Annotated in this window: 18 protein-coding genes, 1 tRNA gene and 2 pseudogenes; 7 read left to right on the forward strand and 14 right to left on the reverse strand. The window is 59.2% G+C overall.

All coding sequences use genetic code 11. The features are described 5' to 3' along the window. Window positions 1-19 precede the first annotated feature (19 nt). From CYG48_RS17220 to CYG48_RS17240, 5 genes are all read right to left on the reverse strand, one after another. Window positions 20-943 carry an ArsR/SmtB family transcription factor gene (locus tag CYG48_RS17220; protein WP_118851822.1) on the reverse strand — a complete coding sequence of 308 codons (924 nt, stop codon included), beginning with the start codon at window positions 941-943 and terminating at the stop codon, window positions 20-22. Between the two features lie 124 nt (window positions 944-1,067). Beyond that, window positions 1,068-2,222, reverse strand: a complete 1,155-nt coding sequence (locus CYG48_RS17225; protein ID WP_118851823.1) for a mandelate racemase/muconate lactonizing enzyme family protein — start codon at window positions 2,220-2,222, stop codon at window positions 1,068-1,070. Between the two features lie 27 nt (window positions 2,223-2,249). Then, window positions 2,250-3,521, reverse strand: coding sequence for a TRAP transporter large permease (locus CYG48_RS17230; RefSeq protein WP_118851824.1), 1,272 nt, complete (start codon window positions 3,519-3,521; stop codon window positions 2,250-2,252). Window positions 3,522-3,554: 33 nt separating this feature from the next. After that, entirely contained in the window at window positions 3,555-4,034 is a 480-nt protein-coding gene (locus CYG48_RS17235; RefSeq protein WP_118851825.1) for a TRAP transporter small permease, read from the reverse strand. A 62-nt stretch (window positions 4,035-4,096) separates the two neighbouring features. After that, on the reverse strand, window positions 4,097-5,134 hold the full coding sequence (locus CYG48_RS17240) for a TRAP transporter substrate-binding protein (protein ID WP_245450576.1): 1,038 nt from the start codon (window positions 5,132-5,134) through the stop codon (window positions 4,097-4,099). 133 nt (window positions 5,135-5,267) lie between these two features. Between CYG48_RS17240 and CYG48_RS17245 the strand changes: the two genes are divergently transcribed. Next, the gene (locus tag CYG48_RS17245) at window positions 5,268-5,975 is read left to right on the forward strand and encodes a GntR family transcriptional regulator (protein WP_245450577.1); all 708 of its coding nucleotides are present in this window, start codon (window positions 5,268-5,270) and stop codon (window positions 5,973-5,975) included. A 318-nt stretch (window positions 5,976-6,293) separates the two neighbouring features. Here CYG48_RS17245 and CYG48_RS17250 read toward each other — a convergent pair whose 3' ends face one another. The 4 genes from CYG48_RS17250 to CYG48_RS17265 all read right to left on the reverse strand — a co-directional run bounded on the left by CYG48_RS17250 (window position 6,294) and on the right by CYG48_RS17265 (window position 9,865). After that, a complete protein-coding gene (locus CYG48_RS17250; protein ID WP_118851827.1) occupies window positions 6,294-7,559 on the reverse strand; it encodes a cysteine desulfurase-like protein in 1,266 nt (421 codons plus the stop codon). A 24-nt stretch (window positions 7,560-7,583) separates the two neighbouring features. After that, window positions 7,584-8,333: an amino acid ABC transporter ATP-binding protein gene (locus CYG48_RS17255; protein WP_118851828.1), complete on the reverse strand. Its 750-nt coding sequence runs from the start codon at window positions 8,331-8,333 to the stop codon at window positions 7,584-7,586. Beyond that, window positions 8,333-9,004, reverse strand: coding sequence for an amino acid ABC transporter permease (locus CYG48_RS17260; protein ID WP_118851829.1), 672 nt, complete (start codon window positions 9,002-9,004; stop codon window positions 8,333-8,335). Before CYG48_RS17260 ends, CYG48_RS17255 begins: the two co-directional genes overlap by 1 nt. A 63-nt stretch (window positions 9,005-9,067) precedes the next feature. After that, window positions 9,068-9,865 carry an ABC transporter substrate-binding protein gene (locus CYG48_RS17265; RefSeq protein ID WP_118851830.1) on the reverse strand — a complete coding sequence of 266 codons (798 nt, stop codon included), beginning with the start codon at window positions 9,863-9,865 and terminating at the stop codon, window positions 9,068-9,070. A 152-nt stretch (window positions 9,866-10,017) separates the two neighbouring features. Here CYG48_RS17265 and CYG48_RS17270 point away from each other — a divergent pair, with 152 nt between their 5' ends. Together CYG48_RS17270 and hydA are read left to right on the forward strand one after the other, a co-directional pair. Then, on the forward strand, window positions 10,018-10,710 hold the full coding sequence (locus tag CYG48_RS17270) for a FadR/GntR family transcriptional regulator (RefSeq protein WP_118852819.1): 693 nt from the start codon (window positions 10,018-10,020) through the stop codon (window positions 10,708-10,710). 38 nt (window positions 10,711-10,748) lie between these two features. Further along, a complete protein-coding gene (gene hydA, locus CYG48_RS17275; RefSeq protein ID WP_118851831.1) occupies window positions 10,749-12,158 on the forward strand; it encodes a dihydropyrimidinase in 1,410 nt (469 codons plus the stop codon). A gap of 49 nt (window positions 12,159-12,207) precedes the next feature. On the opposite strand, the gene CYG48_RS17280 is transcribed toward hydA, so the two are convergent. Further along, window positions 12,208-12,639, reverse strand: a complete 432-nt coding sequence (locus tag CYG48_RS17280; RefSeq protein ID WP_118851832.1) for an Lrp/AsnC family transcriptional regulator — start codon at window positions 12,637-12,639, stop codon at window positions 12,208-12,210. A 137-nt stretch (window positions 12,640-12,776) separates the two neighbouring features. On the opposite strand from CYG48_RS17280, the gene CYG48_RS17285 reads away from it, so the two are divergent. From CYG48_RS17285 to CYG48_RS17295, 4 genes and pseudogenes are all read left to right on the forward strand, one after another. Continuing rightward, a complete protein-coding gene (locus tag CYG48_RS17285; RefSeq protein ID WP_118851833.1) occupies window positions 12,777-13,880 on the forward strand; it encodes a saccharopine dehydrogenase family protein in 1,104 nt (367 codons plus the stop codon). Window positions 13,881-14,437: 557 nt separating this feature from the next. Continuing rightward, window positions 14,438-14,800, forward strand: a pseudogene (locus CYG48_RS22920) (PAS domain-containing protein); the annotation flags it as partial. Between the two features lie 6 nt (window positions 14,801-14,806). After that, a pseudogene (locus CYG48_RS17290) lies at window positions 14,807-15,796 on the forward strand (methyl-accepting chemotaxis protein); the annotation flags it as partial. Window positions 15,797-15,954: 158 nt separating this feature from the next. Further along, window positions 15,955-16,030: transfer RNA gene (locus CYG48_RS17295), tRNA-Thr, on the forward strand. Window positions 16,031-16,101: 71 nt separating this feature from the next. On the opposite strand, the gene CYG48_RS17300 is transcribed toward CYG48_RS17295, so the two are convergent. From CYG48_RS17300 to CYG48_RS17315, 4 genes are read right to left on the reverse strand one after another with little or no spacing between them, the layout of a single operon-like run. Next, entirely contained in the window at window positions 16,102-17,079 is a 978-nt protein-coding gene (locus CYG48_RS17300; protein ID WP_118851835.1) for an ABC transporter ATP-binding protein, read from the reverse strand. Then, the gene (locus CYG48_RS17305) at window positions 17,079-18,074 is read right to left on the reverse strand and encodes an ABC transporter ATP-binding protein (protein ID WP_118851836.1); all 996 of its coding nucleotides are present in this window, start codon (window positions 18,072-18,074) and stop codon (window positions 17,079-17,081) included. The genes CYG48_RS17300 and CYG48_RS17305 overlap by 1 nt, the downstream gene beginning before the upstream one ends. Window positions 18,075-18,085: 11 nt before the next feature. Further along, window positions 18,086-18,874 carry an SDR family NAD(P)-dependent oxidoreductase gene (locus CYG48_RS17310; protein ID WP_118851837.1) on the reverse strand — a complete coding sequence of 263 codons (789 nt, stop codon included), beginning with the start codon at window positions 18,872-18,874 and terminating at the stop codon, window positions 18,086-18,088. A 9-nt stretch (window positions 18,875-18,883) separates the two neighbouring features. Continuing rightward, complete coding sequence (locus CYG48_RS17315) at window positions 18,884-19,747, reverse strand: ABC transporter permease (RefSeq protein ID WP_118851838.1); 864 nt, start codon at window positions 19,745-19,747, stop codon at window positions 18,884-18,886. Between the last annotated feature and the right edge of the window lies 1 nt (window position 19,748).

Below are 19,748 nucleotides of genomic sequence, written 5' to 3' on the forward strand. Positions count from 1 at the left end.
TCAAGTCAGTCTATGATCTCTAGACCTGAATGCGAAGCACGATATCCTGGCCGTAGTTCCCGAAGCCGCTGCCGAAAATGTTGATGCCGCCGGGATGTTCGGCATCGTCCTTTACCCCGATGCGCATCCGGATCGAACGATGCTGGTCCAGGTGTAGGTCATCGAGAGTGACGTTCGAAATCTTCATGCCGTCGACGAAACTGCCCTGTCCGTTGATGCGCCAGTTCTTCAGCATTCCGTATTGCGATCCGGCCAGCTTCCACCAATCCGGGGTAAAGTTACCGCGTTTGTCGCCATAGTCGCCGGGAGACGTCCATGTGCCGATCTCGATGCCGTTGACCTGAAGAAAGATGTCTGACGGCCAGTTGGCGGATGTTCCCGGCACCTCGGAGCTCAATTCCATCGCGAACTCGATTGCCTTGGGCCTTGCTTTCTTCAGCAGGGTATTGTTGGGAAACTGGTATTCAACAAAGCCAGTATTGAACCACAGAAGGCCCGCCTTCATGCGGTTCGGATCAAGGAAGGTGTCCGGAACATCGAGTAAGCCGATGACACCATCCCTCGAGCACATCCCGCACGGGCCGGAGACTTCAAATTCGGTATAGAGACCCAGAGGCATGGACACGGTGATCGCTTCCGCCAACCGATCGGTGACTGGTTCCGAAAACGAGATGAGGATCTCGCGGAACGCCGAATAACAAAGCTTCTGGCTGCCCTTCTTGGCGCGCTGACCCTCGGTGTAGATCAGGCCGCAATCCTCGAGCACTTTAAGATTGATCGACGCGGTCGACTGCGGGAGCTTCAGCTCTTCGGCGATCTCATTGACATTCTTCGGGCCACTCGTGCGCAGGAGCTTCAGCATCATGACGCGGACATCGCTAGCCAGGCCCTTGATGAGGTCTTGCCGCTCAATCGGATCAATCACCAGTACCTTGTCAGCCATCTTGTCCCCACGCCGCTCGCTCCTTCATATCAGAGATTGCGATATGGTGACAACAAGGGCTGTGAGAGGTGCTGCCACGCCACTCGGCAGGCGGACGAGCGGGAACCCGCTCCCGCAAATGCGGCTACCAGTTGGTGAATGATCCATCCGTCCGGCGAAGATGCGGCGGCTCTGAATACTCAAATGGCATCTTCTGAAGCTCTGCCTCGTCGACTTCGATGCCCAATCCCGGCGCATCGGGAACGACATAGAAAGCGCCATCCACCTCGATCTGTTTCGGGAACAGTGTCCGGTTGTCAAAGCCCCAATGTTGTTCTGCAGGGCTTTGCCGGCATTCGAGCCAGCCGAAGTTTGCGACCGCCGCGCCAAGATGGACCGAGGCGGCGGTACAGATCGGCCCTAGCGGATTGTGCGGCATCAGGTCGATGTAATGCGCCTCGCACCAGCCAGCAACCTTCATCGCTTCGGTGAAACCACCGACGTTGCAGATGTCGATCCGGCAGAACTGCATGATGTCACGTTCCACGTAAGGCAGGAACTGCCACTTGGACGAAAACTCTTCGCCGATTGCAAAGGGGACATCAGTCATCCGGCGGAGCGCCTCGTAGGCCGTGGGCGTCTCGTCTCGAATCCCCTCCTCGAGGAAGTCGATCGTCCCCTTCGGCATTTTCTGGCAGAAAGAGGCCGCTTCAGCGACGCTGAGGCGATGGTGGTATTCAACGCCCAGTGTCATGGCATGACCGACTTCTGCACGCGCCTTGGTCACCCATTCCGCCGTGGTTGCGATCGAGTCGCGAGGTTCGAAGTGGTCTAGGTTCTCCTGCCCCGTTGCAATGAATCGAACGCAGTTCCAACCCGCTTCTTTCAGCATCACCGTCTGCTGGATCATTTGCTCGCCGGGCTCCGCCGAAGTGGTGGCGAAAGCCGGCACAAGGTCACGCTGCTTGCCGCCAAGCAGTTGATAAACCGGAACACCAAGCGCTTTGCCCTTGATATCGTGGAAGGCGATGTCGAGCGCGGCTATCGCCGCGGCAAGAACCCGCCCGCCCTCGAAATACTGACTGCGGTACATTTCCTGCCACAGGGCGCCACAACGCATCGGATCCCTGCCGAGCAAGAACTGCGCGTAATGATCCAGCGCACCGGCCACAGCCTTCTCACGATAGGAAAGGCCTGACTCGCCCCAGCCATGGATGCCGCTGTCTGTCTCCACCTTGACGACAAGCTGGTTTCTCGCGCCCACGCGAGCGATGTACGGTTTGATTGCAGTGATTTTCATTCGTTCATCCGAGAGTATGAAAAGGCGTCAGCGCAGCAAGTTCGGCAGCCAGGTCGACAATGACGGGAAAAGTATAAGGAGCAGGATGACGCCGATCTCTGCGAGGATGAACGGCATCAGATCCCGCATCAGCGGGGTCATGCGGATGTTCCCGATCTTCATCAGGATGAAGAGCACGACACCAACGGGAGGCGTGATGAGCCCCATGGCAAGCGACAGGATGATCACCATCGAAGCTTGGATCGGGTCGATGCCAAGCTGAATGATGGTCGGCATAACCAGCGGCACGAAGATCAACAATGCCGCGCCGATATCCAGGAACATTCCAAGAAACAGCATCAAAAGCATGACGCCGAGCAGGAACAGCATTGGGCTGCTCTGGAAATAGGGAGCGATCGCCTTCACCACACCCCCGATCCCCAGAAGGTTGAGTGCATAGGAGAGGATCGATGCTGCGGCGACCAGAAGATAGATCGTGGCGCTGCCGCGCGCTGATATGACAAGAGCATCCCAGAGATCGCGTAGAGTGATAGACCGGAACAGGAAGAGGCCAAGCAGGGCGGCAACGAAGACCGCGATCCCTCCCCCCTCGGTGGCGGTGAACGCTCCGGTGACCATCCCCCCGACGATGATGAACGGCAGCAGCATGACCGCCGTGCCCTCGATCAACAGCCTTGGAAGATCCTCGCGCTTGACCGTCACGATCGACTTTGGAAGTCCGCTTCGTACCGACTTGATGAGGATGACCACCGCACACGCTACGCCAAAGAGCACACCCGGTATTACGCCCGCCACGAAAAGATCAACGACTGAGAGGCCGGTCACCGCCGCCATGATGATCGCCAGGCCAGACGGCGGGATGATCGGCCCGATGATCGAGGACGCGGCGGTAACGGCTGCGGAATACGGCTTCGTATATCCCTCCTTCGGCATGACCGTCATGAAGAAGCGGCCAAGCGCACTGGCATCAGCGACGGCCGAGCCCGACACTCCGGCAAACAAGACCGAGGTGCCGACGTTGGTATACGCGGTGCCTCCCGGCAGGCGACCGGTAAAGATGGAAGAAAGATAGATAAGCCGGGTCGTGATGCCGCTGCGGTTCATGATCTCCGCAGCCAAAATATAGAACGGCATAGCGAGGAAGACGAAGCTGTCTACCCCCGCGAAGAAGCGTGTGATGATGACCTGCAGAGGGATGCCAGCCAGCCAGACCCCGAGCGTGCCCCCAAGGCCCAACGCCATTGCAATCGGGACACCGCCCAGCAACAGCACCATCGAAAGGATTGCAACCCAAAGCATTTTCAGTCCTCGGAGGGGATTAAATTCGCGGCGTCACTCGGCCTCTTCGATGCCGAATCCCGAGATCCAGCACAGCACGATCTGGACAAGGATCAGCACGGAGCCAACCGGGATCGCCATATAAGGAACGATCATGGGCATGCCTGACGCCGCAGCATTCTGGGCGGCATTCCGCATTGCAGCCGACCAGCCATAGTAAGCGAGCAGGACGAACAGAACGCCACCAACAGCGTAGAGCGCGCCGCGAACGGCGTGCCGGAACTTCGGCGACACGATGTCCTGGAGACCTTCGACTGCCATATGCTCAAGGCGGTAGACCGCAGTCACACTGCCCAGCATCATCAGCCACATCATGATGTACCGCATGGTCTCTTCGCCCCAACTCAGCGACGTTCCCAAGAGGTACCGTCCACCGACCTGCGTGAAATTGATAAGACACACCACAAGCAGGATGGCCGCCGCGATGATTTCACAACCTCGGGCGAGGCCACGGGAAATGTCGGAGATCTTCATGTTCAGGGATCCAACAAGAAAAAAGGATGTGCCGTCATGATGGCGGCACACCCTGACGGTCGTCAGTTCGCCTGACCGTAGAGCTTCTTTTCAGCCTCAGCGACTGAGGTCTCCACCTTGGAAAGCAGGTCCTCGCCCACCTGCTCGGCGATGTATTTCCGCACAGGCTGGTACACGGCATCCTTGAATGCCTGCTTTTCTTCCGGCGTGGACGTATGAACCTGAACGCCCTTCTCATCGGCGATCATCTTGGCATAGATCCAGTCGCCCTTCGTCTTCTCGACGTTTTCGACTGTTGCCATTACGCGCGCGCCTTCCCGGACTATCGCCTGATGCGCAGGGCTAAGTCCTTCGAACCAGGCCTTGTTGGCCACGATGATATGAAGGCCGAGAACATGCTCGTTTAACGTCAGATGCTTTGCGACATCAGCCGCACCGCCAGCATAAAGCACCGGCGGAGGGTTCTCGAGGCCATCAACAACGCCCTGCTGCAACGCCATCACGGCTTCGGAACCGGCGATAGGCGTCGGGTTGGCACCAAGCGCCTTCACCATTTCCATGTAGACCGGGCTTTCCATGGTCCGGATCTTCATGCCCTGCATGTCTGCGGGAGTCTTGATCGGTCGAACATTGTTGACGAAGGACCGGAAGCCGTTCTGCGAGAAAGCCAGCGCTTTGATACCCGTTTTCTCCTCGATGTCCTTCAGCATCCATTCGCCAAACTCGCCGTTCATGACCTCCCATGCAACGGGCGCGGAACGGAACAGATACGGCAGAGACCAAGCCTGGATTGGCTTGTAGAATCCCGCAAAGGCGCCGTCCGACGGTAGCGTCATTTCCAGCGTTCCGGACTGGACCATTTCCGTAGTGTCTCTTACGGAGCCCATCTGGTTGCCCGGAAACAGGCGCACTGTCAGTTCGCCATTGCTCTTGTTCTCGACGTAGTCCTTGAACGCCTTCGCAGCGTTGTACTCGGGGTTGTCACCCTCGAACATCTCGAAAGCGAACTTGATTTCCGCCGCTGACGCGGCAGCCGCGCCGAACACTGTGGCAGCGCCAAGGGCCAGCGCCCCGAGGATGCGTGATTTTAGCATGAACATCGGTAGTTCTCCTCCACCTTTCCCTTCTCTTTCACCTATCAAAATTCAGAAATTGTACAAAGTCAATGGGCGTTGATGTATGATTCCAGCTGGGCTAAATGAGTGAAATGTTCTGAAGAGGCGAACCTTGATGTTGAATGGGAATGTCGAACCTGCCGGTGCCGCTCGTCAGGCTCTACCAGAGGTTTCGTTCCAGCCGCTGCATGAGCGGATACGCGAGGACATCATCAACGGTGTCCTTCCCGAGGGATCATGGTTGAAGACCCATGATCTCGCCCGCCGCTATGAGGTCAGTACAAACCCCATCCGCGAGGCCCTGCACCAGCTGAGCGGCGAAGGATTTGTCATTATTCACCGCAATCGAGGCGCACGCGTCAGGACGTTGGATGAGGCGTTCGTCCGCAACATCTTCGATATTCGCGCCCTGATTGAGCCTTATCTCGTCAGCCTCTTCGTGGAACAGGCGACAGAGGAAGACCTGGCGGCGATGGAGCAGGTTCAGGTACGCATTGAAGCGCGACCGTCGGACCAGATCGAGTTGGATCGGCTGGATGATGCCTTCCATGGGATCATGTATGACCGCCACTTCAACCAGGAGGCGCTGGCAATCCGCCAACGCCACAGCGAAGTCGTTCGGGGACTTGCCCGTCGGTATCCGGTGAGCCCGGCGCGACGCGTCGCCATGATTCGGGAGCACAGAGCAATCATGGAAGCGGTTGCGCGGCACGACGTGAAGGCAACCCAAGACATCGTAGAGAAGCACGCTCGCGCGGCGGAACGAAACCTGATCCAACGAATGAGGCAGGCGATCAAGGGATCGCCATCGGCTTGGTCGGAATAGGATAATCCTTTGCAACCCTGCCTGCCCATGCCCGCCACCAAAACGGCTGGGGGTCGCTCGTGACGTACGCGCCATGGCAAGGCTTGGTGGTGACATGAGAGCTTCAGGCCAAGGCTGCAGACGTTAGAAAGATCGAAGGTCTCACCCACGGCGGGGGCCATTGTCATGGACCGAGATGGAGATGAGGCCTCCCTGCGTGGCTACATCTATTGCCACGCGGCCGAACGCTCTGCCCTGAGACGCAACATATGAGAGCCGCTCTGACAGTCCTTCCAGAGCGGCCTTCGCGTGTTCTATTTCGGGTGGAAGCAGAAAGACTTAGCTTGCCTTTGCCAGACCAGCCTCCGTGGCCAGGATCCGGTCCAGCGCGCGCGTCATGCGGTCGACCTCTTCAACGGTGTTGTAATGCACCATAGAGACCCTGACCATACCGCCATGATCGGTCACGTTCAGGTATTCGGCCAAACGTCGTGAATGGAAATCGCCAAAGCGGATGGCGATCTTTTCCTCATCCATCGCCCGGCAAATCTCGCCAGCATCCCGACCATCGAAGCGGAACGCGATGGTGGGCACCCGGCTTCCTTCGCGGTTCAGCGACTGGCCGACAATATGGCAGTCGTTGCGGGAGCGCAGGTAACCGAGCAGCCTGTCAGTGAGTTGGTTCTCCTGCGCGGTGATGGCGGCATAGGCCGCCTCGACCTTCTGGCGGGTCGTTCCCGACTCGCCCGCCTGCTCGCCGAGTGCCAAGAGATAATCGACGATGCCGCAGGTGGCATAGGCAAGCTCGTAGTTCGGATTGCCCGGCTCCAGCTTTCCCGGCACTTTATCCTTGCCGTAGAAGTAGTGGTACAGCGGATCGAGTTCGAGCAACAAATCATACTTGCCAAACATCAGCGCGTAATGCGGGCCGTAGGTCTTGTAGAGGCTGAAGACGTAATAATCGACGTCGAGCGCCTGCACATCCACGGCACGGTGGGGGGCGTAGGCCACGGCATCAACGCAAATCTTGACACCGCGTTCATGGACGAAGTCGGCGATCTGGCGGATCGGGTTGATCGATCCGAGCAGGTTGGAGCAATGCGTGACACAGACGAGCTTGGTGCGGTCGCTCATCAGCGGGGCAAGATCCGCCAGATCCAGCGTCAGGCTTTCCTTGTTCAACGGCCAGACCTTGAGGACAATGCCGCGCTCCTGCAGCCTGTCCCAAGGACCGATATTAGATTCATGGTCCGCCACCGTAACGATGATTTCATCGCCGGGTGAAAGCTGGCCTTGCATCGCCCGAGCCAGATTCTGGAGCAGTGCGGTCGTGGAATTCCCGAACACGATCTCTTCCGGTCGGTTGGCATTAACAAGGTGCATAGCGGCCGTGCGAGCCTCGTAGAGCGCGTCGGCGGCAGCCTGCGAAACCTCGTAGGAGCCGCCGATCTGCACATTCTTCTCAATCAGGAAGGTGTTGATCCGCTCAAGCGCGCCCTTCAGGATCTGCGAGCCGCCGGCGTTGTCGAAAAACGTCCATCCCTGTTGCAGACCGGGAAACTGACTGCGCACGAAATCCATGTCGAGGGGTGAGTTGGTGTTCATCCTTGGTCCTCCGTCTTTTGTTGTTCAGTGGTTGAGGACTGCGCGCAGGAAGCCGCGCGTCCGTTCTTCCCGAGGTGCATCGAAAATCTCGCTCGGCTCGCCGACCTCAACAAGACGGCCGCCGTCCATGAAGATCACCCGATCCGCCACCTGGCGGGCGAAGCCCATTTCATGGGTGACGATGACCATCGTGACGCCGGTGCCGGCGAGCGTGCGCATCACGTCCAGCACCTCGCCCACCATTTCCGGATCGAGGGCCGAGGTTGGTTCGTCGAAAAGCAGCACCTTTGGCTCCATCGCCAGCGCCCGGGCGATTGCCACGCGCTGTTGCTGGCCACCGGAAAGCTGTCCGGGATATTTCTCCGCCTGTTCGGAAATTCCGACGCGGGCGAGCAGTTGGCGCGCCCTGCGCTCAGCTTCCGGAGCGGGAATCTTGCGCACCCGCATGGGGGCGAGCATCACGTTCTTCAGCACCGTCATGTGCGGAAACAGATTGAAGGACTGGAAGACCATGCCGACCTCTGCCCGCACCTTTGCGAGGTCCGGCCCCGGTTCAACACGGATGCCGTCGACCGTAATTCTGCTATCCTCGGCAAATGCTTCCAGGTGGTTGATGCAGCGGATCAGCGTCGATTTGCCGGATCCGGATGGGCCGATGACGCAGACGACTTCGCCTTCCGCGATATCGAGATCGATGCCATGAAGTACCCTGAAGGTGCCATAGGCTTTCGTAAGTCCCCGGACAGAGATGAGCGGACGAGCCTGCTTTTCCATTAGCGCGTCCCCCTGCTCAAGTGCTTTTCGAGGCGCGCAACGACAGCAGTCATTGGCCAAAGCAGCGCGATGTAGATCAAGGCCGCGCCGATTAGAGGCGTCGGATTTGCCGAAAGGGCCTGCGCCTGGGTTGCCTGTTTCAGCAAGTCCGGCATGGCAACCACCGAGGCGAGCGCGGTATCCTTCATGACATTGATGCAATTGTTGGTAAGCGGTGGAATGACGATCCGGATCGCCTGCGGCAGGATTACGTCAACCATTGTGTGCCGGTTGGAAAGGCCAAGCGCTGCGGACGCTTCGAACTGGCCGTTTGGGATGGCCTCGATGCCAGCGCGAAAGATTTCCGATGTATAGGCGGCCGATACCAGTGACAGTGCGGTCACCGCCGATACGAACGGAGACAGGCGGATGCCTACGAACGGCAGAGCGTAATAGACGACTATCAGTAGCACCAGCAGCGGGACTGAGCGGCAAATGTCGACATAACCACGGATGAGGATGCGGACGAAAAACGGCGCGTAAAGCCGGCCTACTGCAAGGACCAGTCCGCCGACAAGACCGAACAGAATGCTCGTGACGCCGATCTTCAGCGTCACGACAAGCCCCCACATCAGTTGCGGAAGACTGTCTGCCAGCACCTGGACGTTCAGGAAGGTATTGATGAGATTCATGCCGTCGAAGGCTCCCTTGACGAGCCGACGGGATGGGTTATCCCGCCGGCTGCAGTTCTGGCCTTACTTGCCCTTCGGCATATCCATTACCTTGACGGTCGAAGTGGTATCTTCCGCCTTGGCGCCGAACCACGTCTCGTGCAGTTTGGCGATGAAGCCTTCTTCCTTGAGCGTCTTGATGACGGTATCGACCTCTTCAGCAAGCGGATCGCCCTTGTTGAACATGATCGAGTACTTCTCGCCGGTCGGAATGCGTTCGACCACCTTCAACTCCGGCTTGTCCTTGGCGTAGTAGAGGAGCGCCGGGATGTCGGAAATGTAGCCATCGACACGGCCCGCAACGAGATCGAGCATTGCAGGCTGCAGGCCCTCAAAACGACGGATGTCGCCCAACTTGTACTCGTCCGTGTGTTCTTTGGCCCACATGTCGCCGGTCGAGCCCGTGTCGACACCAACGACTTTGCCGGACATGTCCTTCAGCCCGCCAATGCCGGAGGCTGCCGTGACAGTCAGCGACTGGTCGCTGTCATAATAGGGCTGCGCGAAAGAAACCGATTCCAGGCGTTTCTCAGTGATCGTGATCGACGAGATCGCCATGTTGATACGACCTGACTGGACCGCCGAAAACAGGCCATTGAACGGCGTGTTGACGAACTCGACCGACTTACCGAGGCGACTGGCGATCTCGTTGACGAGGTCAACCTCAAATCCTGTCACCTTACCGCTGGCGTCCTGGAACTCCCACGGGACGTTGCCAATGTTGGCGCCGACGGTGAGGTCTGCAGCTTGGATGGCGGTGGCGCCGAAGAGGCCGAAAACTGCGGCTCCGAGCGTTCTTGTGAAAGTAGATGCAAGTGTCATGCGGTTCCCCTTGTTTTTTTGGATCAACTTGACTTAGATTGGTCGGACTGGTCAGACCAGTAGGACCAGAGAAACACGATGTTTTCTTCTTGGCAAGATGGCTGAAGGAAAAATACGGTGCAATGCCCCGATTGGCAGCTGAGGCGGATGCTATGTTGAACAAGACGCTCGTTCCCCAATCCGTGGCACGAGAGATACAGACGATGATCCAGAGTGGCGAGCTCAAGGCGGGCGACAAAATCCCGTCGCAGCGAGAGTTCGCCCAGAGGTTCGGTATCAGCCGAGCGTCGCTACGTGAAGCTCTCCTGACGCTCGAGACTCTGGGCTTGGTGAAGACCGAACCGGGTCGCGGAACCTTCGTCGCGCTTGGCGGTCCGAAAAGCGCCGCGGGCAATATGGCTCCTTGGCGGTACTCCGACAGCTACCCGGCTTTCGATGTGTTCCAGACTCGTATCCTGCTAGAAGGCGAAATTGCTCGCCTTTCTGCGGGTCGGCTGACTCAAGTTCAATTGGACGCCATGGAGAATGCGACGAAAACCATGGAAGAGGCTTGGGCGAGTCAGGACCTCATTTCGAATGTCGAAGCTGACCTTCTCTTTCACGGGACGATCGTTTCCGCCTGCGCCAATTCGATGCTGAAAGCGCTCTACCAGACGGTCAGGGACCAGGTGACGGAAACGCAGCGCCAGCCGATCCCGATTACTGACCCGGAACGCATGGGCCAGTCGATCGCCGAGCACCGACGGATCATTGCGGCGCTCAGGGCAAACGACGGGCCGGCCGCACGCCACGAGATGGAAAACCACATCCGCAATACCGCCCGATGCGCTGGTCTCGCGCCTTGAGGCCGCTCTATTCAAGTGAATGACGTAAGGACTCTTCCATGAAACTCGACCTGGCAATTCGCGGCGGCACGATCGTGACGGCGAGCGACATGTATCGCGCAGACATCGGCATAGCCGGCGGACAGATCGTGGCAATTGCGAACGCGGTCAGCGCGGCTGATCAGGAGATCGATGCGACCGGCCTCTACGTCATGCCGGGCGGCATCGATAGCCATGTCCATGTCTCCCAGCCCCAGGGACCGGGCATCATCCTAGCCGACGACTTTGCATCGGCGACGGCATCCGCTGCAGCGGGCGGCAACACCTGCATCATGCCCTTTGCCCTGCAGCAAAGGGGAACGTCACTGCGGCAGTCCGTTGAAGACTATCGACGCCTCGCAGAAGGTGAGTGCCACATCGACACGTCCTTCCATCTGATCATCTCGGATCCCACGCCTGCGGTGCTTGGCCAGGAGTTGCCAGCCCTGGTGAAGGACGGCTACACCTCCTTCAAGGTCTTCATGACCTATGACGACCTGGTGCTGAATGACCGCCAGTTGCTGGAGGTGTTGGAGGTGGCCCGGGACGAGCACGCTCTGGTGATGGTGCACTGCGAGGGATATGATACCATCAAGTTCATGACCGAGCGGCTGGAGCGCGCGGGCAAGACGGAACCGTATTACCATGCTGTGTCCCGTCCGGAGGCCATCGAGCGTGAAGCGACCCACCGGGCCATCAGCCACGCCGAGCTAATCGATGTACCGATGATGGTCGTGCATGTCTCCGGCCGGGAAGCGATGGAGCAGATCCGGTGGGCGCAACAGCGCGGCTTGAAGGTCTATGGCGAAACCTGCCCACAATACATCACGCTGACGGCCGAGGACCTGAAGGGCCTCAACATGGAAGGCGCAAAATACGTCTGTTCGCCACCGCCGCGAGACACCGAGAGCCAGGCATCCATCTGGGACGGCATCACCCAGGGCGTGTTCCAGACTTTCTCGTCGGACCATTGCCCCTTCCGCTACCATGCCACTGATGGCAAGCTCAACGAAAAGGGCCGCACTTCCTTCCGCTGGGTGCCAAACGGCATCCCGGGTGTTGAGACCCGCTTACCAATTCTCTTCTCGGAAGGTGTTTCGAAGGGACGCATCACGCCGCAGAAGTTCGTGGAGCTGTCGTCCACCAACCACGCTAAGATGTACGGGCTTTACCCACGCAAGGGATCGATCGGCATTGGCTTCGACGCGGATATTGCGCTTTGGGATCCTTTCAGGAAGGAAACGATCCGTCAGGACATCCTGCATCACGGCTCCGACTACACACCCTGGGAAGGGTTCGAAGTCACCGGCTGGCCCGTAATGACGATCGCGCGCGGCACTGTCGTCATGGACGACGGCAAGATCGTCGGCTCGAAGGGCTACGGGCAGATCCTGTCGCGTGACATCAGCGACTACGCGAAGAAGCGCTAGGTCAGGCTTCGACTCCAAGCCCGTGCGACGATCTCGGTAGGTTCTCGCTCTATCGCGAGATCCGCGTCGAAAGGATGATCGATGACAGCGTTCGCTCCACGCCGGCAATTGCCCCAATCTCATCGATGAGCGAATCGAGCTCGGAGATGGAGGGAGCGGCAATGATGGCGATCAGGTCAAAAGTGCCGCTCACCGAGTGAAGCGCCGTGACGGCCTTAACCTTCTCCAGCGACGCGGTCACCTGCGCGAGCGCCTTCGGGGCGATGGTGATGAGGATATGAGCACGCACGAGGCTTGAACGGTACTCGTCTGACAGCCTCACCCCATAGCCGGTAATCACCCCTGCCCTCTCGAGGCGCTCCAGCCGCGCCTGTACCGTCGTTCGCGACAGCGATAGCTTTTTCGCCAGCGAAGCAACCGGTAGGCGCGCGTTTTCGCCGAGCAACGCCAGAAGTTCGCGGTCCTTGTCCGTTAGCTGCATAAATCCTGCATCCTGTCAAAAGAGCTCGTCATAATGCCGATATCTATACTCCATTCTGTTCAATCTGCAGCTATGAAACAGCGAACCCGTGGTCCCTTATAAGGGGAATGTTGCTCGCGCTGAGAATGGGGAATTGCATGAAGGACGTTGTGGTTATCGGAGCCGGCAAGATCGGTGGAGCGATCGCGCTGATGCTAGCGGAGACGGGAGACTACAAGGTCGTCATCACCGATCGGGACGAGCAGCAGCTTGCCAAGATTGACCGTCATCCCGCGATCTCTACCGCCGCAGTTGATATCACCGACGGCGCCGCACTCGTCGACATCATCAAGGGCAAGTTCGCCGTCCTCTCGGCCGCGCCCTTCAACTTGACCGGAAAGGTTGCCGAAGCCGCGCTGGAAGCGTACGTCCACTACCTCGACCTCACCGAAGACGTCGCGACGACAAAAAAGGTGGAAGAACTTGCCACCGGTGCCGAAGTGGCCTTCATCCCCCAGTGCGGTCTCGCGCCGGGCTTCATCTCGATCGTCGCCAATGAACTGGCGGGCCGGTTCGACACGCTCGACAGCGTGCGCATGCGCGTTGGCGCGTTACCGCAATATCCGTCAAATGCCCTGAACTACAACCTGACCTGGAGCACCGACGGGCTCATAAATGAATATATCGAGCCCTGCGAAGCTGTGGTTGAAGGCAAGCTCGTGACGGTTCCGGCGATGGAAGAGCGCGAGGAATTCTCACTTGATGGCGTCACCTACGAGGCCTTCAACACGTCTGGTGGCCTCGGCACGCTTGCAAAGTCGCTCGAAGGTCGCGTGCGCACCATGAACTACCGCACGATCCGCTATCCGGGTCATCAGGCGATTATCAAGGCGCTTCTCAACGACCTCAACCTCAAGAACCGTCGTGATGTCCTGAAGGACCTCTTCGAAAATGCGCTTCCGGCCACCATGCAGGACGTCGTCGTCATCTTCGTCACCGTCTGCGGCTGGAAGGATGGTCGCTACCTGCAGGAAACCTATGCGAACAAGGTCTATGCAGGCGTCGTTGCCGGCAAGAAGATGAGCGCGATCCAGATCACCACGGCAGCCGGCATCACGACGGTTCTTGATCTCCTCGCGGAAGGCAGGCTTCCGCAGAAGGGATTCGTACGCCAGGAAGAGATCGCATTAGCCGACTTCCTCAACAGCCGCTTTGGTCGAGTTTATGATCCGGAAGCCGTGCGCCTGAAGCAGGCCGTCTAGTCCACCAACGATCATCCGGAGGCTCCCGACCGGAGAGTTGATCGGGAGTTTTTGGCTGTGACCGCCAGATGCTTACATTGCTGATGCCGCTCGAAAGAAGCGCCTTGAGCACGCCCTGGCGGGTGTGCTCGCTGTGCTCGATCTTGTGCCCGCACCTTTTCGCTGCCCGCAGGCATAGCGCGCCTACGATATGCCGGTGATCGTCACTTCGTCTCGGGGTTCACGTCTGCGCGCATCGAGATAGACCCATTGTTTGCTCGCATCCATATCGGTCAGCCAAGACAGGCAAATCAGAATTCAAGGCCTTCCAGGCTCCGCCACGTGGCGGCTAACTGACCTGCCGTCTCTCCGGCGACCGCGTCGAGCGTGAAGGAAGCGGCGTCTTCTTTATCGAGGGACGGGCGGAGATCGACCTCTGATAGGAGCTGCCGAGTTGATCCATTGTAGTCCGGCGATGACTACCGCTCGCGCCACCGTCACGATCCGTTAAGCATCCTTGACTAAAAAAGCCCCAGCTAATGGGGATGCACGACATGTTTTTCAAGCCAAAACCGACCATGCACAGCCAGGTCTGCGAGTACCTGTTCGAAAGTTCGCCGGATGCCTATTTCGTCATCGAGAACGGCCGGATCATCAACTGCAACCGCTCGATGGAAAAGATGCTTGGCCTGCCGAAGGAAAAGATCATCGGTGTTGAACCGGGCAAGCTTTCGCCGGAATTCCAGCCAGATGGCCGGCGCTCTGCCGATGCTGCGGCCGAGGTGTTTGCGGCCGTCGAGCGGGACGGTTCGCATCGCTTCGAATGGGTTCACCAGACACTGGATGGCAAGCCATTGCAGGTCCTGGTGACGATGATGCTCGCGATGATTGAAGGCAAGCCGGTGATGGTGTCGTTCTGGCAGGATATTGCCGAACTCGTGGCCTATCGCAAACGTACTGAAGAAACCATGAAGCGGGACGCGGCCAAGCGGCAGGAGCAGGAGCGCGTCTTCGCAGCGCTTGCCACCTCACTTAGCGCCCTCTCGCGCGGTGACCTTCGCTGCCAGCTGAACGAGCGGTTCGGCGACGAATACGAAAGCCTGCGCGGCAACTTCAACGCCATGATCAACCAGCTTGCGTCCGTCATGGGCGAAGTCAGCCAGAATGCCGCGGCCCTCACCGCCGTCAGCGAAGAGATCAGCTCCGCAACAAATGATCTTGCCGAGCGCACGGAGCAGCAGGCGACCTCGGTTGAGGAAACCGCCGCCGCCCTGGAGCAGATCACCACGGCCGTCGAACAGTCCGCCAGCCGCGCCGAGGAAGCCGGCCGGATCGTCGACAACACCCGCCAGAGCGCCGAACTCTCCGGCGAAGTGGTGCATGATGCCGTCTCGGCGATGGAAGACATTGAAAGATCCTCGGACGAGATCAACAACATCATCAGCGTGATCGACGAGATCGCCTTCCAAACGAACCTCCTGGCGCTGAACGCCGGCGTCGAGGCCGCTCGCGCCGGGGACGCCGGCAAGGGCTTTGCGGTCGTGGCACAGGAAGTCCGTGAACTTGCGCAACGTTCCGCCTTGGCGGCCAAGGAAATCAAGGCGCTCATCAGCGCGTCGAGCGGACAGGTGAAGAACGGCGTGACGCTCGTCGCCAAGACCGGCGATGTTCTCCAGAAGATTGCCGGTGACGTGCAGGAAATCAGCCGTCACGTGAGCGCGATCGTCTCGTCGACCCATGAACAGGCAACGGCCGTGCGCGAAATCAAGATGGCCGTCGGCACCATCGACCGCGGCACGCAGCAGAACGCTGCCATGGTTGAAGAAACCGCTGCCGCGGCAAGCCAACTTGCAACCCAGGCACAGATGCTCAACAACGTGGCAGCACAGTTCCAGACGGAGCAGCAGGTACGGCTTCAGCAGCGTCTCGCCGCCTAAGGCATATTTGCCGGATCAGTTGATGAGGCGGCGTGGGCGACCACGCCGCCTCAATCTTTTCGGACCCGTCTTACTCGCCATGACTTCGTGAGAACCAAATTCTGCCCGATATATTTTAGCAAGACCTTGTTAATCTGAAGTTGGCATGATGCGCATACGCCCCTCGTAGCTCAACGCCAGAGCAGCTACCTTGTTTGTAGCAGATCCAGGTTCAACTCCTCGGCAGGGGCACCAAGCCGCTAGCAACTTTGGGGCTAAGCTTACGTGAATGCCGAGGAACAGGATCGACAACCGCCTTTACGCGTTCAGGCGTGATGGCAGGCGACCACCGCTCCATCATCCCTACGCGTAAGCTCCGGGCGGACTTTCGAACAAATCTCGGTTGCCAGCGGGCAACGCGTGTGGAACGCGCAGCCGGAGGGAATGTTGGCGGGACTCGGAAGTTCTCCCTGCAGGATAAACCGTTGCTTGCTCCGCTGAGCGATCGGATCCGCTTCGGGAACTGCCGACATGAGCGCCCGGGTATAGGGATGTTTCGGGTTGGCGAAGAAGCTGTCTCTGTCGGCAATCTCGACGAAACGGCCAAGATACATCACCACCACGCGGTCGCAGATGTGTCGCACAACGCTCAGGTCGTGCGACACGAACAGATAAGACACGCCCATGCGCTTTTGCAGCGCGACGAGCAGGTTCAGGATCTGTGCGCGCACCGATACGTCAAGAGCCGAGACAGGTTCGTCGCAGATCAGAAGATCCGGCTCAAGCGCAAGGGCACGTGCAATAACAACCCGCTGGCGCTGGCCCCCAGAGAACTGGTGCGGGTAGCGATCCGCGTGCTCGGGCCTGAGCCCAACTTGCGTCAAAAGATCTGCAACGCGCTTTTCCAAGGCCTTTCCACGCGCGATGCCACGCACCAGCAACGGCTCACCGATTGTCGCACCAATTGTGGACCGAGGATCCAGGGACAGGGCCGGATCCTGGAAAATCATCTGCACCTTGCGGCGGATATCGTTGAGCTTTCGGCGATCAGCGCCAACCACCTCCTCGCCGCTGATCTTCACGCTGCCCGAATTCGGCGCCTGAAGTCCAACGATCGTGTTGGAAAGGGTGGACTTTCCGCAGCCCGATTCACCGACAAGCGCGACCGTCTCAGCCTTTCGGACCTCCAGATCGACGCCATTCACGGCCTTGACGACTGCCCCAGAATTGCCAAACAGCCCCGAACGGCCGCCGAAGTGTACCGAAACGTCCTTCAGTTCCAGAACATTGCGAAGGTCTTCCATCAGGCGGCTACCTCGCTAATTTCAGGCATGCGATCAATGTGCCAGCAGGCGGAGCGGTGACCACCTCCGCAATCGAAAAGAGGCGGTTGTTCGGCCCGGCATTTTTCTGACGCCAGGGGACAACGGTCAGCGAAGCGGCAGCCGGCACCAAACTCATCCGGCGTAGGCACCCTCCCCTCAATCGTCGCGAGATCTGCCTTTGGGGCATCGGTCAGCTTGGGAACGCTGGCGAGAAGGAGCGCCGTATACGGATGCTGAGGCTTGTGGAAGAGTGCCTGCACAGGAGCGATCTCGGCAATGCGGCCTGCATACATGACCGCCACGTCGTCGGCGATGTCGGCAACGACGCCCATGTCGTGGGTGATGATCACGATCGACGTGCCGCGCTCAGCGACGAGCTTCTTCATAAGGTCAAGGATCTGCGCCTGGATCGTCACGTCCAAGGCCGTTGTAGGCTCATCTGCGACCAGAACGCGGGGGTTACAGATCAGCGCGATCGAGATCATGATGCGCTGGCACATGCCGCCCGACAGTTCGAACGGATACTGGTGGAGGCGGCGGTCGGGATCGGGAATGCCGACGTCCGCGAGCATCTGGCGGGCCTTCGCATAGGCCTCTGTGCGTGACACTTTTGTATGGGTCCGATACGCAGCAGCGATCTGCGCGCCCACTGTCGTCAGCGGGTCAAGCGAGGCGCTCGGCTCCTGGAAGATGATCGAGATATCCTTACCCCGGGCCTTGCGGAGGTCACGTGGCGACAGGGTGGTGAGATCAAGATCGTCGAGACGGATGCGACCTCCAGACCGGCGCGCCGCGGGCGGCAGCAAACCGAGCATTGCGTACGACGTCAACGACTTCCCGCAGCCGGATTCACCAACCAGCGCCATCACCTTTCCCGGCGCAACGGTGAATGACACGCCGTCCACCACATTGGCGCCGGCGATCTCGATCGTCAGGTCCTCTACCGAAAGCAATGGACGCAGGTCATTCTCCATCCAGCGTTCCCTCAGCCTGCGACTGTCGGAGAGGCGGATGCAGGACGCTTGTAGTTTCCGATGGAGTTTCCGCCGTCGACGCTGAGGACCGCTCCAGTAATGAAGGCAGCCTGTTCGGAGCAGAGATAGGCAATCGCGCCCGGCGCGTCTTCCGGTCCGCTCGCGCGTCCTAGCGGGATGTTGTTCAGCATGTTCTGCACGTAAGCCTCATCGAGGGCAGAGACCTCGCTGCCCGGTGCGAAGCCGGGCTCCACTACGTTGACGCGGATCCCGTGGTGAGCGAGCTCCATAGCGAAGCCTTTGGACAGGCGCTCGATAGCCGTCTTGGACGTGCAGTAGGGCACGGACTGCTGGTTCATCTTGCGGGCCGCACCGGAGGAGATGTTGATGACTGAACCCTTCTTGCCGTCAGCAATCATCAGCTTGGCGAATTCGCGGGTCAGCACGAATGGTGCACGGAGGTTTACCCCAAAGACGCGGTCCCAGTCCGAAAATTCCATATCAAGCAGGCTGAAGCGGGTGTAGATGCCCGCGTTGTTGACTAGGATATCGGGCGCCGTCCATTCGCGCCGCACCAGATCGACGAGCTCGAGCATCGAAGCGTCGCTCGTCAATTCGGTCGCATGCAGCAGCGTGGTGGCAGGATCGAGACCCAGATCAGCCGCCAGCTTATCGAGCGCGTCCTTGCGAACGTCGCTGAGGCAAAGCTTGGCACCGCGCTTGGCAAAATAAGCAGCGATCCAGCCGCCGAAGATACCGGCAGCACCGGTGATGACCATCGTTTTATCTTGGAAATCCATGGCGAAACCTCAGCGGGAACGGGAGCGCGGGTCGAGCTGGTCACGCAGCCAGTCACCGAGCACATTGACGGAGAAGACGAGAAGGAAAAGGCAAACACCCGGGACAGCAACGATCCACCACGCGCGTTCGAGATACTGCCGGCCGACGCTCATGATCGAGCCCCAGCTGGCGGCCGGCGGCTGAATGCCGAGACCGAGGAAGGAAAGTCCCGATTCCATCAGGATCATCAGGCCGAACTCAGCTGTTGCCACAATGAGGATCGGGCCGGCAATATTGGGTAGGACATGATGGAACAGGATGCGGACCGCGCCTGCGCCGGCAAGCTCCGATGCCTTGATGAAAGGCAGGTTCGAAACCTGCAGCGTCTGCGCATAGGCGACGCGGGTGTAACGTGGCCAGCGCGTCAGGCCGAGAACCAGCACGAGCTTAAGGAAACCCGGCCCCAGTACCGCGACCGTCAACACGGCCAGCAGGATCGCCGGTATTGACATCATGATGTCGACGAGACGCATGATGATCGTCTCGGTCCAGCCTCGGAACCAGCCGGCAAGCATACCGAGCGAGACGCCAACGAGCGTCGACACGATGACCGAAAGGACGGCAACCCCAAGGGAAACGCCTGCGCCGTAAAGGGTACGGGACAGAAGGTCGCGACCAAGATCATCCGTTCCAAGCCAGTAAGTCACACCCCGATAGGTGAAACCTGGCGCCTTCAGGCGCGCCAACAGCGTCTGGTTGTTCGGGTCGGCGGGGGCGACGAGCGGTGCGAAGACCGCAAGCACAATGATGATTGTCAGGAGGATTGAGACGACAATCACCGAGAGCGGAACGCGGCGGAGGCGCTGGGTGAAGGCACGGGCGCTTGCGATCAAG

The sequence above is a fragment of the Neorhizobium sp. SOG26 genome, from assembly GCF_003491345.1.
Taxonomy (GTDB): Bacteria; Pseudomonadota; Alphaproteobacteria; order Rhizobiales; family Rhizobiaceae; genus Neorhizobium; species Neorhizobium turbinariae.

Coding starts and splice junctions, on each gene's coding strand:
- CYG48_RS17270 (WP_118852819.1), top strand. CDS start 10,018: ATGTTGAACAAGACGCTCGTTCCCCAATCCGTGGCACGAGAGATACAG.
- CYG48_RS17285 (WP_118851833.1), top strand. CDS start 12,777: ATGAAGGACGTTGTGGTTATCGGAGCCGGCAAGATCGGTGGAGCGATC.
- CYG48_RS17230 (WP_118851824.1), bottom strand. CDS start 3,521: ATGCTTTGGGTTGCAATCCTTTCGATGGTGCTGTTGCTGGGCGGTGTC.
- CYG48_RS17225 (WP_118851823.1), bottom strand. CDS start 2,222: ATGAAAATCACTGCAATCAAACCGTACATCGCTCGCGTGGGCGCGAGA.
- CYG48_RS17300 (WP_118851835.1), bottom strand. CDS start 17,079: ATGGAAGACCTTCGCAATGTTCTGGAACTGAAGGACGTTTCGGTACAC.
- hydA (WP_118851831.1), top strand. CDS start 10,749: ATGAAACTCGACCTGGCAATTCGCGGCGGCACGATCGTGACGGCGAGC.
- CYG48_RS17240 (WP_245450576.1), bottom strand. CDS start 5,134: ATGTTCATGCTAAAATCACGCATCCTCGGGGCGCTGGCCCTTGGCGCT.
- CYG48_RS17235 (WP_118851825.1), bottom strand. CDS start 4,034: ATGAAGATCTCCGACATTTCCCGTGGCCTCGCCCGAGGTTGTGAAATC.
- CYG48_RS17260 (WP_118851829.1), bottom strand. CDS start 9,004: ATGAATCTCATCAATACCTTCCTGAACGTCCAGGTGCTGGCAGACAGT.
- CYG48_RS17280 (WP_118851832.1), bottom strand. CDS start 12,639: ATGCAGCTAACGGACAAGGACCGCGAACTTCTGGCGTTGCTCGGCGAA.
- CYG48_RS17310 (WP_118851837.1), bottom strand. CDS start 18,874: ATGGATTTCCAAGATAAAACGATGGTCATCACCGGTGCTGCCGGTATC.
- CYG48_RS17255 (WP_118851828.1), bottom strand. CDS start 8,333: ATGGAAAAGCAGGCTCGTCCGCTCATCTCTGTCCGGGGACTTACGAAA.
- CYG48_RS17220 (WP_118851822.1), bottom strand. CDS start 943: ATGGCTGACAAGGTACTGGTGATTGATCCGATTGAGCGGCAAGACCTC.
- CYG48_RS17305 (WP_118851836.1), bottom strand. CDS start 18,074: ATGGAGAATGACCTGCGTCCATTGCTTTCGGTAGAGGACCTGACGATC.
- CYG48_RS17265 (WP_118851830.1), bottom strand. CDS start 9,865: ATGACACTTGCATCTACTTTCACAAGAACGCTCGGAGCCGCAGTTTTC.
- CYG48_RS17250 (WP_118851827.1), bottom strand. CDS start 7,559: ATGAACACCAACTCACCCCTCGACATGGATTTCGTGCGCAGTCAGTTT.